Source organism: Paenarthrobacter sp. 10L412 (assembly GCF_056395565.1).
In genome coordinates, this window is sequence record NZ_JBFTJT010000020.1 from 65,624 (window position 1) to 90,086 (window position 24,463).

Here is a 24,463-nt window from a genome sequence, read left to right on the forward strand (position 1 = left end):
CGGACACGCCGGATCGTAAACACGGGGCTGGAAGATGCCGGTTCTTCCCGGATCCCGGCGGCGGATGGTGATCGAGTGTAGATTTTTAGCAGCACCACCAGTGAATTCCCACAACCAGGAGTACTCATGTCTGAAGTTATTGTCGTCGGCGTTGACAGCAGCGAAACGGCCAAACGCGCAGCAGTGGCAGCAGCGAAGCTTGCCACAGCCCTCGGCGCCGAGTTGCATGTCATCAGCGGGTTCTCCGATGACCGCATTGAAGAATTTGGCAGCGGCAGCGACCGGATCACGGTTTCTTCGGCCGACTCCGCAGAATACGTGGCCCGCAAGGTCTCTGAGGAACTCGATGTCCCCAGCGGCAACATCAAGTACTTCGCAGCCCGCGGTACGCCGGCCAACGCGCTCATCAACTACGCCGAGACCAACAACGCCTCGCTGATCGTCGTGGGAAACAAGCGGATGAAGGGCCTGGGCCGTGTCCTTGGCAGCATCGCCAACAGCGTGGCGCACGGTGCTCCGTGCGACGTCTACATCGTGAACACGGACGTGGAGGCGTAGCCGTTCCCAAGTAGGGGACAGCACTTGTCGCTCTGAGCACGCATAGCGACAAGTGCTGTCCCTCAGTTTTGGGCCTACGCCTCCAAGACGTACGTTTTCAGATCGTCCAAGGTCTGCTGCATGTGGGCGTCCATGGCCAGCCGCGCCTCGTGCGGATTCCGCGAGTCCAAGGCCGCGGCGATTTTCCGGTGATGGCCGATCGCGTGCTCCTGGATTTCAGCGAAAGCTGAAGTTTCCGTACGCCGGGCCTCAAGTACACGATGCAGTGGCTCGAACAGTACAGCCACGAACACATTGCCCGAGGCATGGAGGATGACATCGTGGAAGGCGAGATCAGCTTCCACAAAGGCGGCCACGTCGTTAACCTCGTGTGCGGCCTGCATCTTTTCAACGTGGTCTTTGAGGGCGATCAGTTCATTGTCCGAGATACGTTCCGCAGCGAGTTCACAGGCGCCGGTTTCAAGCATCCGGCGTAGCTCGATGAGCTGGACGGCAGCTGCCGCGTCTTTGGTTCCTTCGGATGCCGCACGCAGGACGGCTTCCAGGGATGCCCACTGGTTCAGCGGATTAACGAACGTGCCGCGGCCGCGTTCCACGCTGAGGATCCGCTGCGCCTCGAGTGTTTTCATGGCTTCGCGCACGGTCATGCGGCTCACCTCGTGCCGGGCGCTGAGCTCCAGTTCGCCAGGGACAATTGTCCCGGGCGGAAACTCGCCCGCGATGATCCGGTCCAGCAGCTCATCAGCAACGACGCCCACCAGCGACTTGCGTGCCATGTATCCCCATTTCCTGTATTTCAGACCGTCCGGCACCTCATGGATGTTTTCCTCCAAGCGCGGATGGTTGTCAGACATCTTACGCTGGCGGTGGCCAGCTCGTTTTCCAAAATTCATCCAAAGTCTTGGCGCATTCTTCCGGCTGCTCCCAGTGGACGTTGTGACCGGCGTCGGGAACTGACTTTAAGCTGCGCGTTGGGCTCGCCGCCACGAACGCAGTCATCTGCTCGATGGACCGCACACGGTCTCCGGTTCCAGCGATCACCAGCAGCGGCGCCTGAACGCGGCTGGGCACTGAAGGTTCGACGCCGGTCATGGCCGCCCAGGCGCTGGCGGACAGAATCCGGAACGGCGCATCGAATCCTTTGCTGAGCAGCTCCATGTCGTCCGTGGAGAGGTCCCCGTACCAAGCATTCATGAGCTTCAGCTTGGTATCGGCGTCGAAATATCCCTGCTTCAGCTGTGACACCAAGAGGTTCTTGAAGGCCTCGTTTTGAGGCGCCGGAACCATTCCCACCAAGGTCACTGTTGCCAGTAGTTCTGGATGCTTTGCCGCCAAAGTCAGTGAGACGCTGCCGCCCATCGAATGCCCCACCAGATGGACCGGCCCTTCTGTGCGGGCGCGGATCGCTGCTGCAACCGAAGCGGCGGCGGTGTCCAACGTCCACGAGAAGTCGGACGGCAGGTCCTGACCCGGGTGATAGCCCGGGAGGTCGAGGATCCAAACTTCGTGTCCGGCGTCGAGCAGTATCTTCGCGAGCGGCTCCCAATACACGGAGCCCGAAGCCCATCCGTGGATCAGCACCACTGGGACTTGCCCGTCGGCGTGAGACGAGGGGGTTCGAACGTCCACGAAAGGGAGTGGAACTGCGGTGCCGGCCATGTCTCCAGACTAGTGACGCACAGCATCTTGCGCGGCGAAGAGCGCTGTGTCACACTAACCATGAAATGTTAGATGTCTGACATCTTACATTCACGAAACCGCTACAAAGATTTCCCACGATGGAGTGCACAGTGACCCTTGAAGCCGACGTTCTGGCCGCTTTCCCGGCGGAAGTCCACATTCCTGCCCAGCTGGTTGCCGACGCCGTTGCCGCGTCTTCGGCCCAGGCCCCACGCATCCTGGTTGTCCTTGATGACGACCCCACCGGAACGCAGTCCGTCTCGGATCTCGCCGTCCTCACCCGTTGGGAGGTCGCGGACTTCACCTGGGCTTTCACCCACATCCGTGAGAACCAAACCAAGCCCGCCGTGTACGTCCTGACCAACACCCGCAGCCTGGATCCGGCGGAGGCTGCAGCGCGCAACGAAGAGATTGTCCGTAACGCACTCGCGGCGGCGGCCTCCGCGAGCCCAGGGCTCCGCCTTGGTTTTGTTAGCCGCAGCGACTCCACCCTGCGTGGCCACTACCCGCTGGAGCCCGATGTCATTGCCGCCACGGTTGCTGCCGAGACCGGTGAAACCACCGACGGCGTAGTAATCGTCCCCGCATTCCCCGACGCCGGAAGGGTCACCATCGGCGGTGTCCACTACATGCGCGGCACAGGGGAAGAAGCCGGCAAGCTCACCCCCGTGGCAGAGACGGAATTCGCCAAGGACGCCAGCTTCGGCTTCGGCAACTCCGAGATGGCAAAGTATGTAGAGGAGAAGTCGCAGGGCAGGTTCCGGGCCAGCGACGTGATCGTCCTGGACCTGAACATCATCCGCGCCGGTGCCTCCGCCCAGGACCCCGCCATTTCCGCCAAAGCCATCGCCGATGCCCTTGAGCCAGCTACCAACTCGACTCCGATCGTGGCCGACATCGTCACCGAAAACGATCTGCGTGCCCTCGCGCTTGGCCTGGAAGAAGCCGAACGCCGCGGCAAGAAGCTCCTTTACCGCGTAGGCCCCCCGTTCGTCCGCGGGCGGATCGGCCAGGAAATCCGCACCGCACTGACCTCCGAAGAGGCGTACGCGGGCAACACTCCCTCCACAGCCGGTGGCCTGATCGTGGTTGGCTCCCACGTCGGCGTGACAACCCGCCAGCTCGGCGCCCTGACGACCGCGCACAGCTCCGCGCGGATTGTCGAGATCGACGTTGAGAAGCTGCTGGTTCCCCAAGCTGACGGTTACATTGCCACCGTGGTGTCCGACGTCGTCGATGCCCTGCACCAAGGCGACGTGATCGTCCACACCAGCCGCCTGCTCATCAAGACCGACGACGCCGCAGCGAGCCTGAAGATCGCCCGCACAGTCTCGGCCGCCGTCGTCAATGTGGTGAACCGGACGCTGAAAACCTTCCCGCCGCGGTTCGTCATCGCCAAGGGTGGCATCACGTCCTCGGATGTTGCGGCGCACGGCCTGGAAATCCGCCACGCGATCGTTCGCGGCCCCATGCTGCCGGGCATCGTCTCGCTCTGGGAACCGGTGGATGGCCCCGCGAAAGGCATCCCTTACATCGTGTTCGCCGGCAATGTGGGCGATGACCAGTCGCTCGCCCAGGTCACCCGCAAACTCAGCGCCACTTTCTAACAGCAAAAATTCAATGGAGAACACCATGACCAGTAGCAACTACACCATCACCGTCCTGGGCCTCGGCGCCATGGGCCTGCCCATGGCCACCCGCCTCGCGTCTGAACTGACCGTCCACGGTTTCGACATCGCCGAGCCCCGTTTGGAGCTCGCTGCAGCAGCCGGTATCAAGACTTTCGCATCTGCCCGCGAAGCCTCGCAGGATGCCGACGCGCTGCTCCTGGCCGTTCGCAACGGGGAGCAGCTCAACGACGTCCTGTTCGGCGAGGACGGCGTTGCCTCGGTTCTGAAGCCGGGCGCCGTCGTCATCCTCGGCAGCACCGTTGGGACCGAGGCCATCCCGGCCACAGTCGAAAAGCTGGCCCAGTACGGCGTCGCGTTGGTGGATGCTCCGCTGTCCGGTGGACCGAAGCGCGCGGGTGAAGGCGACCTGCTCATTGTTGTTGGAGCCGAACCAGAGGCCCTTGAAAAGGCCCGGCCTGCTCTGGAGCTGCTGGCATCCACCCTGAGCATTGTTGGCGACAAGCCCGGTGATGGCCAGGCCCTCAAGACTGTCAACCAGCTTTTGTGCGGTGTACATATCGCCGCTGCCGCCGAGGCCATGGCCCTGGCGGATGCCCTGGGTCTGGATCAGGCGAAGACCCTCGCCGCCCTCGAAGCCGGCGCTGCAGGCTCCTTCATGCTCTCCAACCGCGGCCCCCGCATCCTAGAGGCCTATACCGAGCACGGCGCCGAGGTGCTCAGCCGCCTGGACATCTTCGTGAAGGACATGGGCATCGTCGGCAAGGCCACCCGCGCTGCCGGTCTTGCCGCGCCCGTAGCTGCCGCCGCAGAACAGCTTTACCTTCTCGGCCAAGCCCAGGGCCTCGCCGCCGCCGACGATTCCGCCGTCATCAAGGTTGTCGCGCCCACAAAGCGCACAGCCTAACCACCCCAATAAGAACGCGCGACGACGGCGGTCCCCCCTTCGCCGTCGTCGCCACCTCCCGCCGGTCTTTTAGACTGGTATGTCAAAGGAGACATCCCCAATGAATCCCCTCATCAACTCCTTGGTGGTCCGGGCTGCTGATGCCCCCGCCATCAAACCGGCAGTGGAACTGGGAACACCCCTGTTGCTGACCATTGCGGCTGCGGGCATTGCCCTGCTGCTGGTACTGATCATCCGTTTCAAGATCCAGGCCTTCGTTGCCCTGTTGGCTGTCAGCATCCTGGTAGGTGTGGCGGCCCAGATTCCGCTCAAGGACATCTTCACCGTGGTGGCCAACGGCGTTGGCAGCACCATGGGCAAGGTTGCTTTGTTGATTGCGCTCGGCGCCATTCTTGGCCGCATGATCGAGGTATCCGGCGGCGTGCAGTCGTTGGCCACACACTTCACTGAGAAGCTCGGAGCCAAGCGCGTTGCCATCGCCTTGACGGCCGTGGGCTTCCTCGTGGCGATTCCGGTGTTCTTCGAGGTGGGCGTCATCGTCCTCGTCCCGATTGTTTACGCCTTCGCCAAGATCGCGAACGTTCACCCGATCAAGTTCGGCCTGCCCATGGCCGGCATCATGCTGTCCATCCACGTGGCTGTCCCGCCGCACCCGGGAATCGTTGCGGGCGCTGGTGTCTTTGGCGCCGACATTGGACTCATCACTCTTATCTCGCTCATCATCTGCGTGCCCCTGGGCTTCTTGTCCTACTGGGTTGCCAGCATCATGAACCGCAAGGACTACGAGCTGCTCCCGGGCGTCAAGGCGCAGGTGGATGAATTCGGTTCTGCAGACTCGCTCGTGCACGTTGGTCACGACGGCCCCGGCGCCCGCGCCATCGCCCCTCCGCGTCCGGGCCTGATCATGTTCCTGATCGCTGCTCCGATCGTGCAGATCCTCGTGGGCACCCTGGGAACGCTGACCATTGCCAAGGACAACTACTGGTACGGCGTGGCCGCGTTCGTCGGCAACCCGTTCTTCGCGCTCCTCGTGGCGGTTGCCCTCTCCTTCTTCCTGCTGGCGGTCCGCCGCAACTGGTCACTCAAGGAAACCGGTGAGATCTTCGAAGGCGCCCTTCCTCCCATCGCGTCCATCCTCATGGTTGTCGCAGCGGGCGGCGTGTTCGGTGAAGTCCTCCGCACCTCCGGCATCGGCGCAGCCCTGTCCCACACCCTGGACAGCCTGGGCTTGCCGGTGATCGTGCTCGGCTTCATCATCTCCCTGGCACTCCGCGCCGCCCAGGGTTCGGCCACCGTCGCCATTGTCACGACGACCGGCCTGCTCACCTCCGCTGTGATGGAAGGCGGCTACACGCCCGCCCAGATCGCCGTGATCGTGATCGCCATCGGATTCGGCGCGTTGGGGCTCTCCCACGTGACGGATGCTGGTTTCTGGACCGTGATCCGCTACTACGGGCTTACCGTCACGGACGGCCTCAAGACCTGGACCGTCCTCACCACCATCCTCGGCCTGGCTGGCTTCGCACTGACATACGTCGCATGGATCCTGGTGGGAGGTTTGGCCCACTAATGCGCGCCAAACTCGATCAGCTCGTCATCTCCGCCCTCGCTGACGGCTCTGCTGTTCCGGCTTTCACCTGCTACGACTTCACCACTGCGTTGGCCGTTGTCTCGGCGGCGGAGGAAGCCCGGCTCGGCGTCATCCTGCTCGTAGCGCCCAAGACGGCATCCACGCCCAACGGGCTCAGGCTCATCGCAGCACTTCGCGGCCTGGCCAACGACGCCAGCGTTCCTGTATCCGTCCAGCTGGATCATGCCTCGGACCTGCAGGTCATCAGGGATTCCGTGGCGGCCGGGGCGGATGCAGTGCTGGCCGATGGTTCGTCGTTGTCCTACGAGGACAACATCGCCTTGGTCCGCGAAGTCAGAGCCGCGTTGGATGCCCAGGGTGCGTTCGACGTCGTGATCGAAGCAGAACTTGGCGGCCTCGCCGGTGACGAGGACAAGGCTTTCGGTACTGAAGATCCAGCGCCCGACGCCGGCACTTCCGTCGCCGGGCTGACTGACCCTGCGCAGGTGTCTGACTTCGTGGGACGCACCGGTGCGCAACTCCTGGCGATCGCCGTGGGGAACGTCCACGGAAAATACAAGGGCGAGCCCGATATCCGCTGGGACGTACTCCAGGAAGTTGCTGCGCGGACGGACGTGCCTTTGGTGCTGCATGGCGCCTCAGGCATCCCGGCTGACCAACTCGCAAAGGCTCCTTCCATGCAGGTTGGCAAGGTGAACTTCAATACCGAGCTGCGAACCGGAATCCTGGCCACCCTTGAAGCGGAAACCCCCGCGCACCGGGCCGACGGTGAGAACCTCCAAGGCCTGCTGGCCCGATGGAATGGTTCCGTGTGGTCCTTCGCCGGAGCAACACTGGCGATGCTGAGCGACTGACGCCGACTGGACATAAATCGACGACGGCGGGATGTCCCGCCGTCGTCGACTCATTTATCGCACTCCCTAGGCGGGCTGTCGATCTGGATCGAGTGCGGCGATACCGCCGCTCAAGTGCTCATTCCTGCAGGCCTCGAGGTACTGCCTGCTAAGTCCAGCGCAGGCTGTGCAAATGGCAGGCTGACCTGCTTGGCTCGGATCCCTGTCCATCTCGACCGCGATGTAGCTGTGGTCGCAGACGTGACAGCGGATGCGTGCCTCCCAAATGTCATCTACCTCGTCACGGGGGTCGTTGGCGCGTTGGAGGAGGGCCTTACTCGACTGGGCCTTGTAGGCAGCAGCGTAAAGCACGGCGCCAAGAGCGAAGGTGAGGGGTGTTGACCAGGTAGCGCCAAACGTGCCGCCGAACTGGTAGAAGAGAGCTCCCAGGATCGAGCTGCCGATCCAAACCCAGGCGCCCAAGGTGAATCGGGCCAAACGCCCTGGACGGAATTCCGGGAGGCCGTTCTTGTCACCTCCGGAACGCGCGGAGCCTCGGGAACTGAAGATGATGTGCACCAACATGATGCTGACCCACGATGCAATGAAAGCGCCTTGCCAAGCCAAAGCCACAAGCAAGTAGCTGAGCACATCCGTCAACATGAAAAGGTAAGTAATGGCACCGCATAGCAGGACTGCCCAGACCCGGGGAAGCCGGGTGCGGAAGAGTCGTGTCCAAAGTGCTTCCATGTTGGTTGAGGCCACGTAGAAGTTTGCAGTGTTGATGCGTGCCTGCGTGACCCAAACCAGGAACAAGCCCCAGCCACCCAGCAGCGTGACGATGAAGTCCACGATCGCGGTGGACGAAATGCCCCCGGCCAAACCAGCCGCGTAAGCGATGAAGATACCGATGAGGCCATTGGCCAGGTAGACAAAAACGTAGAAGACGGGACCGAACGTTGCGATGCCGTTGATCTTGGTGTCGCGCGGCTTGCCGAACCGGGCAAAGTCCATGGTGAACATCATGAGAACGAGTACGCCCAGGTAGATGAAGAAGGCGTAAAGCCAGCCTGGGGCAGCGAGACTTGCGGCCTGCTGGGGCGTGTGGGCCAACCATGCGGACGTATCCATTCGCGTAGCAGCCAGAATGATGACCAGAATCAGCCCGCCCCAATAGACGGGGAGAAGTGCTGCGTTGTACTTGTCCATCCAGCGGCGGATGCCACCCATGACCAGCGGAAGGTTCATGGCGACAGCGATCGCGTACCAAACACGGATGTCCATGCCTCCGATGGATGCGGAGAAAGCGTGGGCGATCATGGAACTCTCGAACACCGCGTAGTAAATGGACGTAGCGGCCAGGATGAGCGGCGCAACGATGGACCCGGATGCGCCGAAGAGGCGCTGCGATATGAGGGCGACAGTCAGACCGGTCTTGGCGGCATAGCCGGAGAAGATGTAGCCAAGAGTGCCGAAGGCAACGCAGGCCAGGACAATGCCGATCAGTGTGTCCACAGTTCCGACCACTGCGGCCAGAGTTGCGGCGGTGACCAGATAGAACATGCCGCTGACCAACGAGTACCAGGACATGGAGAGTGACTTCTTGCTGCTACGCCATGAAAGCGGAACAACATGGGTGGTGTAGTCCTCGGTTGCAGCTTCCTTTACAACACGGGGGTCGTCAACATAGCTGACGTGGAGCGGCTCCAGCGAGCGATCCAGAGTGGACATAACAGGTTCCTTTGCAAGTGATGTGCAGGTCCTGGGACCGGCCGGTGGGGAGTGTTATCACTTGATTGGCAGGGAGGTGGCTAATCACCCATAACTGGAGTTTGTCCGACCTTCAGACCGAAGTCAACAGTTTTTATGAATCACGTTCATTTTTTGTTTTTCCTCTTGACTGCGACCTTCAGTGGTGACTAGTGTCATAGCAACTTGGTTGGACCATTGGACTAACTGCCGTGGCGGCAGTACACAAGGAGCAAGACTGTGACTACGAGCTATGAAGACCGCGTACGTGAGCTGGGCCTGGAAATTCCAGACTTCGCCGTTGACGGATACTACGGTGCAGACACGTACGGGAGCATGAAGCCCCACCACATTGTGGGCAATGTCCTCTACCTCAGCGGCCACACGCCAGATAAGAGCGACGGGACAGTCCGCTACCCTGGGCGGCTTGGCGCCGACCTCACGGTGCAGGAGGGATATGAGGCTGCCCGACTGACCGCATTGAACTGCCTGGGTGGAATTCGTCTCGCGCTGGGTTCCCTCGACCGCGTCAAAGGAATCGTCCGCTCCCTGTGCTTCGTGACCTCCACCATGGAATTCACGGAGGTGCACAAGGTGTCCTCAGGAGCCACGGATCTCTTTGTCGAGGTGTTTGGACCTGAGGTCGGTTTGGGCGGCCGCGCCACCATAGGCGTTATGAGCCTTGCCGGCGGTAGCTGCTTCGAAAACTGGGTCACAGTGGAAATCCTTGAGTAGGAGACTCGGCGGTCCCAGCGGCTGGTAGGTTTGTCGAACCAAATTCAGTGGAGGTTAGACGTGTCGTCCTTGAGCAGCATTTCAGTAGCCAGCGGTCCCCTTTCGGAGCAGTTGAGCGAAAGGCTGATCCGCATGATCACCAACGGTGAGCTCAGCGCGGGCGACAAACTTCCCAATGAACGCGAGCTCGCAGAGACAGCAGGAATATCGCGGACATCGGTGCGCGAAGCCCTGCGCGAACTGGAACTTCGGGGTCTCATAAGCCGGAAACCTGGCCGGGGAACCATCGTTGAGGCACAAACCCGGCCTGAACTCCTCGCTGGAATGCTGGGATCGATGGAGTCTTCACAAAGGATGCTCCGCGAAGTGATGGATCTCCGCGCCGTCATCGAACCTCCGATGGCTGAGCGCGCCGCACTTCGGGGTCGGGCCACTGAATTGGGTGCCCTCCTCCATCCACTGGAGCTGGCCGAGGCAGAACTCCGCCGGGATGAGCCGTCCATGCATCTATTGGTGAGGCTGGACGTCGAGTTCCATGCGGGTGTCGCCAAACTCACCCAGAACCCCATGCTGGTCAAGCTCCTCGATGTCGCCAACGAATGGATGGCGCCTTCCAGGGAGACCGCGCACCAGACCATGACACGAATCGAAAAGTCCGTTGCTGCGCATCGGAGAATCTACGAGGCCATCCGTGGTCATCAGGCTGATGACGCACGCGAGGCCATGTCCGGGCACATCCACGAGGTTGCGAATGCTATTGGCATTGACGCCTGGGACCCGGACCCACTCAGCAGAAAGCACAACAAGCCATGAGCCAGAAATTCACCGGCGCGGCCGCAACGCCACACTCAGCTGCCACGACCGCAGCCCATGCTGCATTCGCCAATGGCGGCAATGCCGTGGACGCAGCACTCGCAGCAGCAGCAATGCTCGCGGTTGTCTATCCCAATCAATGCACCATCGGCGGGGACGCGATCGCCATGGTGGGAACGCGTGACGGTAACGTCACCGTGGTCAACGGCAGCGGGCGATCCGCCCAGGCCCTTAACCCGGACAACTACATAGGCGAAGACGGATTCGTTCCAGTTTCCGGCGCGAAAAGCGTCACAGTGCCCGGGCTCCTGGGTGCTTGGCGTGTTCTTGCCGAAACCTGGGGGCGGTTGCCCCTTTCGGACGCGCTCCTACCGGCAGCTTCAGCGGCCGCAGCTGGAGTCCCTGTGGCTCCCGGCGTTGCCCGGGACTTGGTTCGCGAAGAACACCTTCTGTCACAAGACCAGGGATGCCGTGAGGTCTTCTTCCGGGACGGAGCCCTCCTGCGTGAAGGCGAGGCCATGAAGCTGGACCGTCTGGCGGAATCCTTAGCGGCCATCGCTGAACGCGGGACGGATGCGTTTTACCGCGGTTCCCTCGGCCGAAGCATCCTGGAAACCCTCCGCGGCCAAGGTAGCGACCTCACCCGGGAAGATTTCGCAGCCTACGAAGCCGCAGTGGAACTGCCTGTCTCTGTGATGTTCGCCGGCACTGAATACCTGAGTGCCGCCGGCAACAGCCAAGGCACGTTCTTCCTGCAAGGCATGTCCGCGCTTAATGTAGTAGCCGAAGAACTGGGCCGCCTTCCTGATCCGGATGGGGCCGAGGCCGGAATCGTCGCGTCAATTCTGGCGGCTGCTGCGAAGGATCGCGACCACTACCTCGGCGACCTCGAACACACCGAAATCCCTGTCCACGAACTGCTCTCCGCGAAGTCTGCTGAGGCGTTGGCCTCTGGCGCCATGGCCGGCCAGGCAGCTACCGCTTCCCGCAGCCGCGCTTACGGCCGACGCACCGGCGACACCGTAGCGATCGTCACAGCCGACTCCGATGGCAACTGGGTGTCCCTTATCCAAAGCGCCTTCCATGCCTTTGGGTCCTGCGTTCTGGACCCGGCGACAGGCATTCTCCTCCATAACCGAGGGGCCTCATTCAGCCTTACTCCCGGGGCTGCGAACCAGCTTGCACCAGGCAGAAGGCCAGCACACACGCTCATGCCAGTGTTGGCCCGTCGGGACGGGCAGCTGATCGGGGCACACGGAACCATGGGCGGACGCGCCCAACCGCAAGTCCATACACACCTGGCGCTGAATCTTGCGCTGGGAATGACGCCTGCCGAAGCCACCGCACGTCCTCGCTGGATCGTGGGACAGATGGAGGCAGGGGCCGCAGCCGCGGACGACGCCATGACAATCGCAGTGGAGTCCGGCGTGTCTGTGACTGCCGTGTACAAGCTTCTGGATGCCGGTTATTACACGAAGGAGCTGGAAGCACTGGACGACGCCGCAGGTCATCTGCAGGTGGTTCGTCAAGGCGCGGCGACAGGCACCTTCGATGTGGGTTCTGATCCGCGGTCCGACGGGCTAACGAATTCATCAAAAGGCCCGACGAACGAGGGGAAATAGTCGCGTGGGTCATTCACGCTTGTCCTTTTGGCTGATGATCGCGCTGAGTTTCGGCACCGGAACCCTGGATGCCGCCACCTATCTGGGCATGGACCGTGTATTCGGAGCAAACATGACCGGCAACGTCATCTTGATCGGCCTATCGATCGCCGGTTCTGAACACGCTCCCCTTGTTGGGCCTCTGTCAGCACTGGGCGGTTTCGCAGCCGGGTCGTGGCTGCTGGGACTAATCCTGCGGCTATTCCCCCCTTCTGGCGGACGGGATGCGGCGCTGGTTTCCGTCCTCTGGATCGCGGCGTGCGGGATGCTGGCTGTTACAGGCGCGCTCTCATTTCTCCCGATCAACGAGGTCCTCATCCACACGGTGACTCTCGCCATTGGAATCCTGATGGGTTTCCAAGCCATTGCGGCTCGCCGAGTGGGAGTGCCTGACGTTTCCACTGTCGTCATCACTTCCACGCTATCCCTGTTGTTCAGCGAGGCCGGCCGATATTGGGGTGGGGCCCAGACAGCATCCACCATGCGCCGGCTGGCCGCAGTAGTGTCCATGTTCCTGGGGGCCGCATGCGGCGCTCTGCTTCTGCAGACCGCATTGTGGTGCGCCATGCTTGTCCCCGCATTTATCTTGATAAGCGTTGCCGTGGCATTTACGGTGATTCACCACCCATCAAAGAGGGCACCCAAGGATTCCGAGGCACTCGTTCCAGCCTGAGCTGCGGGCAGCAGCATCAGGGAGGCTAGGATCAGACCATGATCCTGGCCTCCCTGATTTTTGCCCTGCTTGCGGCGTTGCTCCACGTGTACATCTTCACGATGGAGTCCATCACCTGGACCAAGCCGGCCACGTGGAAACGGTTCAGCGTCACATCGCAGGCTGATGCCGAAACCACCAAGCCGCTCGCCTACAACCAGGGCTTCTACAATCTCTTCCTGGCCATTGGCGCGCTGGTAGGCATCATCGCAGTGGCCATGGGTGCGCCCCAGGTTGGTTGGACCCTCGTCTTCAGCTGCTGCGGTTCCATGCTCCTTGCGGCACTCGTGCTCGCCGCGAGCGGCAAAAAGTATCTCCGCCCTGCGGTTCTCCAAGGGACAACGCCGCTGCTCGCCGTCGTGCTTGGCGTGCTGGCTTTGGCGCTGGGCTAGAGCCAGCGGGGCCGATGCGCCTTAGTGCTCCGGCGGGCCACTCTGCGCAGCGGCCTCGTCCATATAGACAACCTCCCAGTGGTGGCCGTCGAGGTCACGGAACGCCCTGCTGTACATGAACCCGAGGTCCTTGGGATCGTACGTCTCGGAACCTCCGGCTTCCACCGCCTTAGTGGCCAGGGCATCAACACCTTCGCGGTTGTCGGCAGAGATGGCAACAATTGCCCCGGCCGAGTTCCGGGTGTCTGCGATGGGCTGATCGGTGAACTGACGGAACTTGTCGTGGGTCAGAAGCATGGTGTAAATCGTGTCGCTGAAGACCACGCACGCGGCCGTCTCATCGGTGAAGTTCGGATTGATGGAGTAGCCAAGGGCCGTGTAGAAGGCCTTGGATGCCTCGAGGTCGCTGACGGGCAGGTTCACGAAAATGGACGTAGTCATGGGTCCGATCCTGCCGGTGTTTCGCCATTCCGTCCAGAGCACGACAGGCAGCGGTGGATAACGCTTAGGAAGATTCCCTCCAGAGAGGAAGGGGCACAACGCTGCGGCTGCAACCTGCTTGGTCAAGGACATGGCCGAGCCGCTTGAAAGTCCGAACTACCGCCTGCCTGGAGATGACCGCACTTCCCGGGGCTCGCTCTGCCAGTTCGCGTTCATACGCCTGGACTTCCAGATAGTCGCGGACCCACAGAGTGACCAGCAGGTTCTGCGCGCCAAGGACTTGGGCACTAAGCCGGCAGTTGGGCAAGGCAGCGAAGAAGCGTCCGACGCCGTCAACATACTGGGCCGGAACGTTCAGGACAAGCGTCACTTCCCGGAGCCCCTGCTGGGCGGACGTGGACGAATCGCATCTCAGCGTGATGTAGCCGGTCGCAAGGAACCGTTCGACACGCCGGCGGGCTGTTTGGGGCGAGACGTGGCAGGCGGCACCCAACTCGGCCCAACTTGCCCTGCCATCCTTGGCGAGCTCTTCCAATAATGCTGCATCGAGTCTGTCCGGGGCGTAAGCGGGGTGCTCGGGCAGGGGCTCCGCGGACACGAGCCTGGCGCGCGCCGGTTCCAGCGTGCCGCTGCGCCATTCTGAGGCCTGCCGATACAGCTTGGTGACGAAAACGACCTCACGGTGTGTGACGCCGGGCAGCTTCGGAAAGGCGCCGGTGACGATATCCATCAGCTCCTCATGGCTGGACGCAAAGCAGTCCATGAAGAGGTCGTGCGAGCCCGTCACCAAAGAAACGGTGGCGAATGCAGGCTCAGCGCACAGCCGTTCGATCAGGGCCTCACTCTCGCTGGGCGAGGATGACAAATGGATGAACGCAGACCACCCAGCGCTGAGATAGCGCTGGCCAGGTGCAGGGGTGATCCAAGCCTGGCCCTGGCTGGCGAGGGCGTTCCATCGCCTGGCCACGGTGGGGGCGGACAGGCCAAGGGCGTCTGCAATCCGGCTCCATTCGGCCCGTGGATTGATTTGGAGAGCATTCACAATTTCGAGGTCTAGCTCGGAAATTATGGCTGATTCGTTCACTTTGGCCCATCTGATGTGTATTTCAAACGATTTCGAGATCAGTCTAGGCGACGGCCATATCGTCGTGACTCGCATCACTAATCGGGCGGCCCACCTTAAACGGCCCCAAGACCACAAGGAAGCACATGGCAAGCAGGACAGCACCAGCGGCGGCGTCAGGAACGACGCGCCGGGCCATTGCGGGAATGATTCTCGCGATGGCATTGATTGAATCATTGAGCGGAGTCACTCAGGGCTACCTGAACCCCATCCTTCCCGCGCTCGGACCCGTCTTCGACATTGACGATCCGACCATCAACGGCATCTTCCTGATCTCCAACGTGAGCTTTGCGGTCCTCACCCCGATCATTTCAAGGCTCGGCGACAGCTATGGATACAGGCTGGTGCTGCGCTGGTCCACAGGTGTGGTGACGCTCGGAGTGCTTCAGATGGCGTTGTGGCCCTCGCTGTGGACGGTGACGATTGGTGTGGTCATGCTTACCTGCGTGGTGGGCTTCATCCCCCTCATGATGGGCATCCTGCGCGTTAGCAGCCCTGGACACACGCGCACTGGCGTGAGCGTCATGATCGGGATGCTCATGATCATGGTGGGAGCCGGCGGGCTGCTTGCAGGAATCGTCGGCGTCACCGATCCGACGCTTGGATTCTGGGTTGCCGTTCCGTTCGCAGTGATCGCTTTCGTCTGTTCCTTCGTACTGCCCGACGCCGGGGTCCCCACTCGTGAGGGCATCGCTTTGGTCCCGCTTCTGGCCTGTTCCCTAGGGCTGATTGGTTTCGTGGTGGCACTCTCAATGGCGCCTGAATGGGGCTGGCTCGACGCCCGCACGATGGCTGCCGACTTGGTGGGGCTCGCCATGCTGGCCTACTGGGCAAAGCGCGACTACAGCGGGGCCCATGGCAGCCGGTTCATGGATCTTCGCATGCTGGCCAATGCACGGATCCGCGCCATGTCCGTGGCCACGTTCTTCTTTGGCTTCGCGTCCATCAGCTACTTCGGCACCAACGGGATATTCCTGCACTCCAATCCCGACAAGACCGGTTACGGATTTGCCCTGAGCCCCTTGATGATCGCCATTGTCCTGGCCTTGGCCTCCGTTCTCTCGCTTGTGTCCTCGCTGCTCACGGCCCGGGTTTTGCGAAAATTCGGTGAGCGGGCCACGCTCGTCTTTGCCGGCGTCCTGCTGGCATGCGGTTTCCTGGTCATGATCCTGGCGCACGGGACTTTGTCCGGTTACTGCGTGGGCTTCGCCATGTTCAACCTAAGCCTGGGGATGTACCAGGCCGGGACACGCTCATTGTCTGTGGAAGGCGTCCCATTGGAGGAAACTTCAACTGCGGCCGGACTCAATGAGCTCGCGTTGTCTGTAGGGATCGCGGTGGGTGCGGCCGTGGTGAAGCTGATCTCCTCCGCATCCGTGGAATCCGGCCGCATCACTGAGGCCGGGCTTCTGTCCATCTGGGGAGCCTTGGCAGTGGCTGCACTGATCGCGGCGGCGGCAAGCGCCCGCTACCCGAAGCGCGAGAACGCCGAGGTGTCCGCATGATCGCGGCTGGTCTTAACAGCAAGAGCCGCGGCGCCGCCGTCGTACGCAGATCCCAAAGCGACATCGAGGCCGCGCTGAAGGCCGCCACGGAGCGCTGGAAACCGGACCTGCTGGACCTCAGCCACGCCATCCACGCCGATCCGGAGCTCGGCGGCCAGGAGTTCCGTGCCGTCAAGCGCATCAGGCGGCTTCTCCGTACCGCTGGCTTCCGCTTCGATGATCGCCAGCCACTGCAGGCCACCGCGTTGAGCGCGAGCTACGGAAGCGGTGAATTGGTGGTGGCCCTCTGCGTTGAGTATGACGCCCTGCCGGACATTGGCCACGCCTGCGGGCACAACGTCAATGCTGCCAGTGCCGTGGGGGCGGCGCTGGCCCTGGCGGCGGTGGCCGACGAGCTCGGCATCACTGTCAAAGTGCTCGGAACGCCGGCGGAGGAGACCACCGGCGGCAAAGTGGACCTGATCGCGGAAGGCTTCTTCGAGGACGTCTCGCTGGCGATGATGGTTCACGCCGGTGCGGCTGACGTAGTAGGAGGTTCGTCGTTGGCGATGTCCATGTGGGACGTGTTGTTCGAGGGCAGGCCGGCCCACGCCGCTGCTGCCCCGATGGAAGGAGTCAACGCCCTGGACGCACTTGTCGTCGCGCAGACGGCCATTGCGCTGGCAAGGCAACAGCTCCCGATCGGGTCGATCATTTCGCTGATCGTCACTGAAGGTGGAAGCGCCGTCAACGTCATCCCCGAGCGTGCACGGGCGAGCGTTGAGATGCGGGCTCCGAGCATCGAGAAGCTGCGAATCATCCAGGACAAGGTCCGGCGCTGCCTCGAAGCAGGCGCCCACGCCAGCGGTTGCACCCTGGAAGTCACGCCAACCGGCAATGACTACGCCGAACTCCAACAAGACCCTTTCCTATCGCATGCCTACCGCGCAGCCATGATGGCCATCGGACGGGACGTTGTCTTCAATGCCGATCCCGTGGCCTCAACGGACATGGGGAATGTCTCCCAACTGGTGCCAACCATCCACCCGATGGTTGGCTACGACGTTCGTGGCGCAGCCCATCACACAGCCGAATTCGCCGCCTTTGGCGCTTCGGTTGGCGCCGACAAGGCAGTACTTGACGGATCGTTCGGCCTGGCCGCGGCCGCATGCGCTGGCGCCTTGGACCCGGAGGAACGGAGGCGGTTACTGACCAGGCCGCGCCACTAGCACCTGCCAACGCCAGCACCGCTGGTCCGCACGGCACCCGGGGCGGACAATGGAGTCAGCACGCAGGGGCGTGTAGTCGTAGGGAGGGCCATGCAGCGGGCAAAGCCGGTTCATCCTCCCGCCAGCCGGAGCACGGCTGTGCCGGGAGCTTCGGCTGCGCGGCGTGATCCAGCGATCGACCTCGTCCGCTTCATCTGCCTGCTCCTGGTGGTCGCGGCCCACTGCATGATGGTCAGTCCCGTTCTGCACAGGGACGGGAAAGTCACCACGGGAAACACGCTCATGGAGCAAGGCTGGTTCACGCCGGTGGTTTGGGTGCTCATGATCGTCCCGTTGTTCTTCGTCCTCGGTGGCGTTACCGGGTTGCAGTCGTGGCGACGCCTGAAAGCACGCGGCGGCACAAGCTTCGACTTCGCCCAGCTGCGACTCCTTCGCCTGGTCCGCCCCGCCATGGCCCTGCTCGCCGTGATGTGGGCGGGGCTTTGGGCGGCCCTGCTCCTCGGCGTTGATCCACAGGTGATCCAGTTGATGACCACCGGTGCCGCGATGCCCCTGTGGTTCCTGGCCGCGTACCTCACAGCACAGGTCAGCATCCCGCTCATGGCCAGGCTTCATCAACGCGCCCCGCTCCCGACGTTGGGCCTCCTCGTGGCGCTGATCATTACCGTCGATTCCCTCCGCGGCGCTGTCCCGGTTCTTGCCTTCGTCAACATGGTGTTTGTCTGGTGCGCAGTCCAGCAGCTCGGCTTCTTCATGGCCGACGGCTTTTTTGAGCATCGCAGCAGAACCTGGCTGGTAGGGGCGATCATAGTCAGCAACGTGTTGCTCGGGCTGGTGACCGGCGTGGGCGTATATCCGGGCAACATGGTGGTGAACATCAACCCACCCAACTTTTGCCTGCTTCTGCTGGCGATTTCACAGACTGCCACCCTCCAACTTCTGGGCAAAGGCATACGCTGGATCGCCTCTGTCCGCTGGGTCCAGACGATTATCGCGGTGGCGGGGCGCCGGTCCATGACCGTTTACCTCTGGCATCTTCCTCTCCTGGTGGGCATGTCCGGACTCCTGTTGCTCACCGATTTTCCCAAACCAGCTGACGGCACAGCGGAATGGTGGTGGGGACGCATTCCCGTCTTCTTCGCCGTCGTAGCCCTGCTGCTGCCGGTCGTGCTGCTCCTTGGTCGCCTGGAGAACCGTCCGACGGCGGCCAGCCACGCGCGGGGTCCCTCGCGCACCGCTGTGGTTACCGCCGCCGTCGTGGTTCTTGTCCCGGTTGCAGATGCCGCATTCAATGGCCTGACGCTGGCGCTCCTGGGCGGGGGAGCTGCATGCTTCGCGCTCGCAGTCCTGCTGCTTGGCAGGGTCCCGACGCCGGTGCTGCCGCCGTCCGGGGTGGACGGGACGCCAACGCGCGGGGGAAAGCGGTCCACATTGCCAGCGCAGGGTTTACGTGCCAATCTCGAATCATGACCGAGCACACTGAATCATTGGCAGACTCGTTCCGCGCTGGCGTCACCACAGTTCGAAACGACAAATTCCATCGCTATGAACTCCGCGTAGACGGGGAGTTGGCGGTGATTTCCCAATTCATCGATAGGCCCGGTCACATCGATTTCACCCATACCGAAACAAAGTCACAGTTCAAAGGCCAGGGGCTGGCCAAGGTGTTGGCACATTTTGCCTTGGATGATGTGGTGGCATCCGGCAAGCGCATCATTCCGCATTGCCCGTACATCGCGGCATACCTGCAGAAGCATGAGGGCTACGAGCAGGACGTCGACTGGCCCGCCGAGAAACCTGTAGGCGAACCGGACAACGAGTAAGGTTCCCGGGTTCATACTGACGCCTGTAGGGCGGCCGATACACGACTCCTTCCAACTGATTAGTGCACCTTCCTGCCGGATCGTGTCGCGGAAATTCCAAGTAATTTGACCCCTTAGTCCTCAGTACCCTGCGATTCAAGTCATCCCGGATTTTGCTGTCACACTGGGCCTATGGGGAGCGATTTTGATACGGGTTCCAGCGGCGGAACCATCACCGCTGGACCAGTCAGCGATCAGGAAATCATTGCGGCGGTCCGAGGAGGCGACACCGAGGCCTTTGACTCGTTGTACCGACGGCATCTGGCTGCTGCGCAATACGTTGCGCGGGCGAACACTGATAACCCGAGTGACGCCGACGACATCGTCGCCGAGGCATTCGCATCAGTGTTCCAGGCCCTTAGCAGCGGTAAAGGACCACGGGAGTTCTTTCGTGCCTACCTGCTGACAGTCGTGCAGCGGACAGCGCATGCGCGGAACCGGAAAGCCAGGCTCACCCAGTCTGCCCCTGACGACGCAATGCTGGATACCGCCGTCGTGGACGCCGACCCCATCTTGAGGGAGTTCGAATCCTCGGCCGTGGCGACGGCGTTCAGGTCCCTTCCCGAACGCTGGCAAGCGGTGCTCTGGCATGTGGATATTGAGGGCATGAAGCCGGCCGCAGCTGCGCCGTTCATAGGTGTCAGCCCCAATGGAGTGTCATCGTTGCTCATCCGGGCAAGGGAGGGACTCCGTCAGGCGTATTTGCAAAGCCACGTGGTGCTTGCTCCTGACGATGAGTGTTCGGAGTATTCCGGCCAGTTGGGCAAATATGCACGGAACGCGCTGAAACGGACCTCAAGCGAAAAGGTCAGCGCGCATCTGGAGACCTGCTCAAAGTGCACAGCACTGCTGTTTGAACTCAACCACATCCAAGGTGCCATGCGGGCAGCTCTCTTCCCCCTGGTGACGGGCATCGCACTGACTCCTGGCGCGGCTGCGGGACTGCTCTCGGCGTCGAACCCTTCCGCCCACACCGGGCAAGACCCTGCAACAGTTCGATCCCTCGGGCGCGTGTGGAAGGTTGCTGTTGCTGCGGCTGTTGCTGCAGGCGTGGCGATTTTTGGTCTGGTCGCGTGGTTCGGGCAGTCCGGTGCCGAGGTCAATAACGCCGGCGATGCTCCAAGCACCTCTGCGTCACCCTCGGCGTCCAGCCCCACAAAGGACGTGCCCAACGTGCCGTCCCCAGCTCAGTCAACGGTGCAGTTGCCGCAACCTTTTGTACCAGTAGAGGTTGGCCCACATCCTGTATCCGAGGAAATAGCCAAACAGCGGGCAGCAGTTGTCACGAACTCCGGGACGGTGTCCTCAACCACCGAGGCCATGCCTTCAACGGCTGCCCCGTCACAGACAGTCGACGCCGTCTTTGGCATGGAAGCCGGCGGCGGGCTACTCGAGCGCGATATCAGTGTGGGCTTCTCACTGCTTGGAGGCTCAGTACAAAGCTCCGGTGAAACAACCTTCAGCCTGCCGGAGAATGCCACGTTCATCCCGGGGAAATTCTCGGCACCGTCCGGATGGTCGTGCTCGGATCCCGCTGTGGACAGTCGGTTGATCCGCTGCACCACGACGTCCATGGAGCCAGCCAGCCTGGCATTCAAGCTGGGCGTTTCCCTTCGGAATCCAGAAGCAGGCAGCACACTGAACTATCAGTTCGGCGGCCAACACATCCTTACCAAGTCCTTCGCCAACAGTTTCCACTAGCCGCTGGCCGCTGCCTTTCACACGCCGGTCCCAGCGCTGAGCTTGCTCGAAAAGATCCTAAATCTTTTTCCGTTTTCGCCGTCACGATTCGCCTTTGACCAACACTAAGAGGCTGACAATATCTGTGCGCATCGGCTTCCTTGGAAGCGGAAGCACCAAGCGCAACCGCCTGGGACTTGAGCCTGGGGCGCTTGGGGACGATGGAAAGACAAGTAACAGCCGTGAAGAATTCTCTCCTGGCCAGAACTTTGGTGATACTTCTATCCACCCTCACTGCTGCTTCAGTGCTGGGCGGCCTTCAACTTTCGCCTGCGCAGGCGACAACGCCGTCAAAGCCACCTACGCCCTCAACATCCTCGACGCCCGATGCTACCCAGCCTGGCACTGTGGTGTTTTCGGAGAATTTCGAGCACGGCAGCCCCAACTCCGCCTTGGGTGCGCAGTCTTACTCGGCTCCCGGGTCAAAGCATTACGTTGGCAAGGGCGGCCAGGCGTACACAGGTTCTCCAGCTTGGATCGACGCCGCCCGGTGCAATGGCGTCATTCTGAGCTACCGGAACTCGACCACCCCCACATGGGCGCAGTCCGGAACGGCGGCCGAAGGCAAAAACAACAGGTGCGCCGAGCTCGCGGATGTCCGCAGCTATCAGTACATGCGCATGTTGGCCTTGGGCATGGGTCAACAATTCACCCCGGCTTCTCCCACCACCAATCACGTCAACAGCTCTTACACTGAATGCCCCTCCACCAGCTCCAGCGGATCGGTGTGCGATTCCATCCCTTCAGGGCCCACTGATGGAGTGATGTTCAGGACGGCCAGCCCAGTCCCGGTGACCGCGGGCCACTATTACACTTTCGGCCTCAACACGGCGTACATGAATTGCGGCCTGGCTGGGGGCGATCCGTCCTATCAGTTCGCTACCGTTGACAGCGACGGGACAGCCACACTCATCGGGACCCCACTCAACGGGTGCCAAACCTCGGACGATCCCAACGTGGACTCATTCCAGCAACAAGTCACCAGCGACGTCGGCGGAAACCCAGGAACCGTCACCAGGACCGTCAACATCAACTCGATGACGTCGAACACGGCGATCCAAGCCACTGGCAATTCCCTGGGGCTTGAAATGTGGAACAACAACGGCACCACCAACGGAAACGATGGCGCCTTTGACGATGTGCGCCTGATGGACGTGACTCCGCTATTGAAGCAATCCTTTACGCCCTCGGTGGTGGGGCCCGGCGGGATTTCCACCCTCAGCATCACCGTCACCAATACCAGCGAGCTCAACGCGAAGCATGACTGGTCCATCAATCAGGTGCTTCCTTCCGGACTGAGGATCGCAGGGAATCCGAACATCGGGGGAACGTGCGTTCAGGTTTCCGGAACCGAACCCTTCCTTCGCTCGGCAGATGCCGGCAGCGGAACTCTCTCGATTTCCGGCGGCGACCTCCGCCGGGGTCAGGCCTCATGCACCGTCGTGGTGGATGTGACAGTTTCGGCCGAGGGCACGTACTCCAGCGCATCCACGGACATTGCAACCAACTTGAACCCTCCTGCAGCGGCTTCCCTTGTGGTACGGGCTCCCCGGATTACGCTGGGCAAGGCGCTGACCACCGCCCGCGCTGACGTCTCCGACCAATTCACCATGGAGATCCGTGCGGGGTCTCCTGCCGGTCCCGTGGTGAATGCCAATAGTCACTCAACTACCTCAGGATCTGTGGCAGGCATCGCCGCGGGTACTGGTGTCACAGGTCAGACTGCGGCCGACGCAGGCACTACCTACTACCTCACGGAAGCGGGCGGCATCCCGTCCAATTACCACCGGAACATCACCTGTACGGACGCGACTGGCCTGCAGCCGAATTTGCCCGCAGGAGCGGCAGTTGACGGGCCGTTTGTACTGACGCCCGTCGCTGGCGCAGACATCACGTGCATTTTGACTGGCACCGCTGCGCCCCTTCCAGGCCTCAGGTTTACTCACGGCGCTGATGCCTCCGCTGTCCACTCGCCAGCGCAGGTGGGGGATGTGATTCGCTACAGCTTCGGGGCAACGAACAGCGGAAACGTGCCGCTGACGGATGTGGTCATCAACCACACCCTTTCCGGGCTCCCCGAGTTGGCATACTCCTGGCCAGGAATCCCCGGCCAGCTGCTACCTGGTCAAACGCTGACTGCCGTTGCTGCCTACAGGATTACCCAAACAGACCTCGACGCCGGTAAGGTCGCCAACTCCGCTGCGCTCGCTGGCGTTCCGGGCGCCGGCGGCCTCACGGCCTCGTTGCCGGTGACTACAGATACGCCGTTGTCACCGGATGCACGCCTTGAATTCTCCACGACTGCAGATGCATCTGCGGTGGGTGATCCCGCTCAGGTGGGCCAGGTCATCACGTATAACTTCACCGCGAAGAACGCCGGAAACGCCACCCTCAAGGACGTCTCCATTGACGATCACGTGCGGGGACTCGGGCCACTGGTCTACGTGTGGCCCAGAGTCGCGGGCGAACTGTTGCCCGGTGAAACTGTGACTGCTTCGGCAAGCTACAAACTCACGTGGTGGGACGTCAAAGCAGGCAGCATCACCAACGCGGCAACAGCTATGGGGACGACTTCGGCAGGTGGGCGGGTAACAACGCATCCTGCCACAACCGCAGTGGCATTCCCGCGGACGGGGCAGAAGGAGACCGAAGAGGCTTTCCAGCGGCTGGCAATTCAATCAGGACAAGAGGCCTCTTCGTGGTCCGTTCCGAATACGTCCGTTCCGAATACGTCCGTTCCGAATCAGGCCGGCCTGAAACAGCCCAGCGGGTCCATGGCCGATGCCAATGCATCCGCTGGAGCATTGGCCAACACGGGAGTCGCGTTCTCCATCCTGCCGGTTGCTGTCCTCATCCTGTCCGGTCTCGTCCTGCTCCTGATGGGACGCCGCAAAGCCGTTCGGAGTGAGCCGCAGGTCTAGGTAGTGGCGTGCTTCTTCTGCCATTGCCAAGCGTGCCAGAACAGGAGGGCGGCTGTGACCAGGATGGTCCCTGGAATGACGTAAGGCACCGACTGCAGGACCATAAAATTTACCTGGGCTGAGGGACTTGGCGCCGTCGGGCCGGTCATTGCCGCGACGGCTTCGAAAGCCCAGAAGCAAAACCACACCAACCCAGCGTCCAGCACCCAAAGAGCCACGACGAAGGGGTTCACGAGCACTCGCCTCCGCCCCCGTTCAGGGGCTTCCGGGTCGTGTGGACTCACTGCCCGCACCGCATTCCCGTGTTCATCGATCTCGCGGAATCCGATCCGCTCGTGTATGTCGTCAGCCACTGGGTCCCCCAACCGTAGAGTTTCTGTGCGTTGACTCTACAGTTCTTGGCC

Annotated in this window: 22 protein-coding genes; 16 read left to right on the plus strand and 6 right to left on the minus strand. The window is 61.9% G+C overall.

All coding sequences use genetic code 11. The features are described from left to right. Nucleotides 1-126: 126 nt before the first annotated feature. A complete protein-coding gene (locus AC1DD7_RS22315; RefSeq protein ID WP_477516597.1) occupies nucleotides 127-558 on the plus strand; it encodes a universal stress protein in 432 nt (143 codons plus the stop codon). 74 nt (nucleotides 559-632) lie between these two features. Here the strand turns inward: AC1DD7_RS22315 and AC1DD7_RS22320 are convergent, their stop codons facing one another. Next, on the minus strand, nucleotides 633-1,334 hold the full coding sequence (locus AC1DD7_RS22320; RefSeq protein WP_477516623.1) for a FadR/GntR family transcriptional regulator: 702 nt from the start codon (nucleotides 1,332-1,334) through the stop codon (nucleotides 633-635). Between the two features lie 79 nt (nucleotides 1,335-1,413). Continuing rightward, on the minus strand, nucleotides 1,414-2,217 hold the full coding sequence (locus tag AC1DD7_RS22325; protein ID WP_477516598.1) for an alpha/beta fold hydrolase: 804 nt from the start codon (nucleotides 2,215-2,217) through the stop codon (nucleotides 1,414-1,416). Between the two features lie 131 nt (nucleotides 2,218-2,348). Here AC1DD7_RS22325 and AC1DD7_RS22330 point away from each other — a divergent pair, with 131 nt between their 5' ends. The 4 genes from AC1DD7_RS22330 to AC1DD7_RS22345 all read left to right on the plus strand — a co-directional run bounded on the left by AC1DD7_RS22330 (nucleotide 2,349) and on the right by AC1DD7_RS22345 (nucleotide 7,218). Further along, nucleotides 2,349-3,845, plus strand: coding sequence for a four-carbon acid sugar kinase family protein (locus tag AC1DD7_RS22330; RefSeq protein ID WP_477516599.1), 1,497 nt, complete (start codon nucleotides 2,349-2,351; stop codon nucleotides 3,843-3,845). Nucleotides 3,846-3,870: 25 nt separating this feature from the next. Next, a complete protein-coding gene (locus AC1DD7_RS22335; protein WP_477516600.1) occupies nucleotides 3,871-4,773 on the plus strand; it encodes an NAD(P)-dependent oxidoreductase in 903 nt (300 codons plus the stop codon). Between the two features lie 100 nt (nucleotides 4,774-4,873). After that, a complete protein-coding gene (locus AC1DD7_RS22340) occupies nucleotides 4,874-6,343 on the plus strand; it encodes a GntP family transporter (RefSeq protein ID WP_477516601.1) in 1,470 nt (489 codons plus the stop codon). Beyond that, the gene (locus AC1DD7_RS22345; RefSeq protein ID WP_477516602.1) at nucleotides 6,343-7,218 is read left to right on the plus strand and encodes a class II fructose-bisphosphate aldolase; all 876 of its coding nucleotides are present in this window, start codon (nucleotides 6,343-6,345) and stop codon (nucleotides 7,216-7,218) included. Before AC1DD7_RS22340 ends, AC1DD7_RS22345 begins: the two co-directional genes overlap by 1 nt. A gap of 66 nt (nucleotides 7,219-7,284) precedes the next feature. On the opposite strand, the gene AC1DD7_RS22350 is transcribed toward AC1DD7_RS22345, so the two are convergent. Beyond that, complete coding sequence (locus AC1DD7_RS22350) at nucleotides 7,285-8,928, minus strand: purine-cytosine permease family protein (RefSeq protein ID WP_477516603.1); 1,644 nt, start codon at nucleotides 8,926-8,928, stop codon at nucleotides 7,285-7,287. Between the two features lie 258 nt (nucleotides 8,929-9,186). Here AC1DD7_RS22350 and AC1DD7_RS22355 point away from each other — a divergent pair, with 258 nt between their 5' ends. From AC1DD7_RS22355 to AC1DD7_RS22375, 5 genes are read left to right on the plus strand one after another with little or no spacing between them, the layout of a single operon-like run. After that, complete coding sequence (locus AC1DD7_RS22355; RefSeq protein ID WP_477516604.1) at nucleotides 9,187-9,681, plus strand: RidA family protein; 495 nt, start codon at nucleotides 9,187-9,189, stop codon at nucleotides 9,679-9,681. A 60-nt stretch (nucleotides 9,682-9,741) separates the two neighbouring features. Further along, nucleotides 9,742-10,494: a FadR/GntR family transcriptional regulator gene (locus tag AC1DD7_RS22360; RefSeq protein ID WP_477516605.1), complete on the plus strand. Its 753-nt coding sequence runs from the start codon at nucleotides 9,742-9,744 to the stop codon at nucleotides 10,492-10,494. Then, entirely contained in the window at nucleotides 10,491-12,116 is a 1,626-nt protein-coding gene (locus AC1DD7_RS22365; RefSeq protein ID WP_477516606.1) for a gamma-glutamyltransferase family protein, read from the plus strand. The genes AC1DD7_RS22360 and AC1DD7_RS22365 overlap by 4 nt, the downstream gene beginning before the upstream one ends. Nucleotides 12,117-12,120: 4 nt before the next feature. Next, nucleotides 12,121-12,828: a YoaK family protein gene (locus AC1DD7_RS22370; RefSeq protein WP_477516607.1), complete on the plus strand. Its 708-nt coding sequence runs from the start codon at nucleotides 12,121-12,123 to the stop codon at nucleotides 12,826-12,828. Nucleotides 12,829-12,866: 38 nt separating this feature from the next. After that, entirely contained in the window at nucleotides 12,867-13,259 is a 393-nt protein-coding gene (locus AC1DD7_RS22375; RefSeq protein WP_477516608.1) for a DUF1304 domain-containing protein, read from the plus strand. A 21-nt stretch (nucleotides 13,260-13,280) separates the two neighbouring features. Here AC1DD7_RS22375 and AC1DD7_RS22380 read toward each other — a convergent pair whose 3' ends face one another. Continuing rightward, complete coding sequence (locus AC1DD7_RS22380) at nucleotides 13,281-13,700, minus strand: VOC family protein (RefSeq protein ID WP_477516609.1); 420 nt, start codon at nucleotides 13,698-13,700, stop codon at nucleotides 13,281-13,283. A gap of 64 nt (nucleotides 13,701-13,764) precedes the next feature. After that, nucleotides 13,765-15,000, minus strand: a complete 1,236-nt coding sequence (locus AC1DD7_RS22385) for an Lrp/AsnC family transcriptional regulator (protein ID WP_477516610.1) — start codon at nucleotides 14,998-15,000, stop codon at nucleotides 13,765-13,767. Here AC1DD7_RS22385 and AC1DD7_RS22390 point away from each other — a divergent pair. From AC1DD7_RS22390 to AC1DD7_RS22415, 6 genes are all read left to right on the plus strand, one after another. Then, nucleotides 14,910-16,328 (plus strand): MFS transporter, encoded by a 1,419-nt coding sequence (locus AC1DD7_RS22390; RefSeq protein WP_477516611.1) that lies wholly within the window; start codon nucleotides 14,910-14,912, stop codon nucleotides 16,326-16,328. The genes AC1DD7_RS22385 and AC1DD7_RS22390 overlap by 91 nt on opposite strands. After that, a complete protein-coding gene (locus AC1DD7_RS22395; RefSeq protein ID WP_477516612.1) occupies nucleotides 16,325-17,536 on the plus strand; it encodes a M20 family metallopeptidase in 1,212 nt (403 codons plus the stop codon). The genes AC1DD7_RS22390 and AC1DD7_RS22395 overlap by 4 nt, the downstream gene beginning before the upstream one ends. A 90-nt stretch (nucleotides 17,537-17,626) precedes the next feature. Continuing rightward, the gene (locus AC1DD7_RS22400) at nucleotides 17,627-19,006 is read left to right on the plus strand and encodes an acyltransferase family protein (RefSeq protein ID WP_477516613.1); all 1,380 of its coding nucleotides are present in this window, start codon (nucleotides 17,627-17,629) and stop codon (nucleotides 19,004-19,006) included. Beyond that, nucleotides 19,003-19,359 (plus strand): GNAT family N-acetyltransferase, encoded by a 357-nt coding sequence (locus AC1DD7_RS22405; RefSeq protein WP_431117533.1) that lies wholly within the window; start codon nucleotides 19,003-19,005, stop codon nucleotides 19,357-19,359. The genes AC1DD7_RS22400 and AC1DD7_RS22405 overlap by 4 nt, the downstream gene beginning before the upstream one ends. A gap of 171 nt (nucleotides 19,360-19,530) precedes the next feature. Then, the gene (locus AC1DD7_RS22410; RefSeq protein WP_477516614.1) at nucleotides 19,531-21,099 is read left to right on the plus strand and encodes a sigma-70 family RNA polymerase sigma factor; all 1,569 of its coding nucleotides are present in this window, start codon (nucleotides 19,531-19,533) and stop codon (nucleotides 21,097-21,099) included. A gap of 221 nt (nucleotides 21,100-21,320) precedes the next feature. Beyond that, nucleotides 21,321-24,059 carry a DUF7507 domain-containing protein gene (locus AC1DD7_RS22415; protein WP_477516615.1) on the plus strand — a complete coding sequence of 913 codons (2,739 nt, stop codon included), beginning with the start codon at nucleotides 21,321-21,323 and terminating at the stop codon, nucleotides 24,057-24,059. Here AC1DD7_RS22415 and AC1DD7_RS22420 read toward each other — a convergent pair. Then, a complete protein-coding gene (locus AC1DD7_RS22420; protein ID WP_477516616.1) occupies nucleotides 24,056-24,412 on the minus strand; it encodes a hypothetical protein in 357 nt (118 codons plus the stop codon). The two genes, AC1DD7_RS22415 and AC1DD7_RS22420, sit on opposite strands and share 4 nt — an antisense overlap. Between the last annotated feature and the right edge of the window lie 51 nt (nucleotides 24,413-24,463).

Bases quoted from the DNA above. Each gene is read 5' to 3' on its own strand.
- AC1DD7_RS22315 (WP_477516597.1), top strand. From the start codon at position 127: ATGTCTGAAGTTATTGTCGTCGGCGTTGACAGCAGCGAAACGGCCAAA.
- AC1DD7_RS22320 (WP_477516623.1), bottom strand. From the start codon at position 1,334: ATGGCACGCAAGTCGCTGGTGGGCGTCGTTGCTGATGAGCTGCTGGAC.
- AC1DD7_RS22325 (WP_477516598.1), bottom strand. From the start codon at position 2,217: ATGGCCGGCACCGCAGTTCCACTCCCTTTCGTGGACGTTCGAACCCCC.
- AC1DD7_RS22335 (WP_477516600.1), top strand. From the start codon at position 3,871: ATGACCAGTAGCAACTACACCATCACCGTCCTGGGCCTCGGCGCCATG.
- AC1DD7_RS22340 (WP_477516601.1), top strand. From the start codon at position 4,874: ATGAATCCCCTCATCAACTCCTTGGTGGTCCGGGCTGCTGATGCCCCC.
- AC1DD7_RS22345 (WP_477516602.1), top strand. From the start codon at position 6,343: ATGCGCGCCAAACTCGATCAGCTCGTCATCTCCGCCCTCGCTGACGGC.
- AC1DD7_RS22350 (WP_477516603.1), bottom strand. From the start codon at position 8,928: ATGTCCACTCTGGATCGCTCGCTGGAGCCGCTCCACGTCAGCTATGTT.
- AC1DD7_RS22365 (WP_477516606.1), top strand. From the start codon at position 10,491: ATGAGCCAGAAATTCACCGGCGCGGCCGCAACGCCACACTCAGCTGCC.
- AC1DD7_RS22375 (WP_477516608.1), top strand. From the start codon at position 12,867: ATGATCCTGGCCTCCCTGATTTTTGCCCTGCTTGCGGCGTTGCTCCAC.
- AC1DD7_RS22380 (WP_477516609.1), bottom strand. From the start codon at position 13,700: ATGACTACGTCCATTTTCGTGAACCTGCCCGTCAGCGACCTCGAGGCA.
- AC1DD7_RS22390 (WP_477516611.1), top strand. From the start codon at position 14,910: ATGGCAAGCAGGACAGCACCAGCGGCGGCGTCAGGAACGACGCGCCGG.
- AC1DD7_RS22385 (WP_477516610.1), bottom strand. From the start codon at position 15,000: ATGATTCAATCAATGCCATCGCGAGAATCATTCCCGCAATGGCCCGGC.
- AC1DD7_RS22395 (WP_477516612.1), top strand. From the start codon at position 16,325: ATGATCGCGGCTGGTCTTAACAGCAAGAGCCGCGGCGCCGCCGTCGTA.
- AC1DD7_RS22400 (WP_477516613.1), top strand. From the start codon at position 17,627: ATGCAGCGGGCAAAGCCGGTTCATCCTCCCGCCAGCCGGAGCACGGCT.
- AC1DD7_RS22405 (WP_431117533.1), top strand. From the start codon at position 19,003: ATGACCGAGCACACTGAATCATTGGCAGACTCGTTCCGCGCTGGCGTC.
- AC1DD7_RS22410 (WP_477516614.1), top strand. From the start codon at position 19,531: ATGGGGAGCGATTTTGATACGGGTTCCAGCGGCGGAACCATCACCGCT.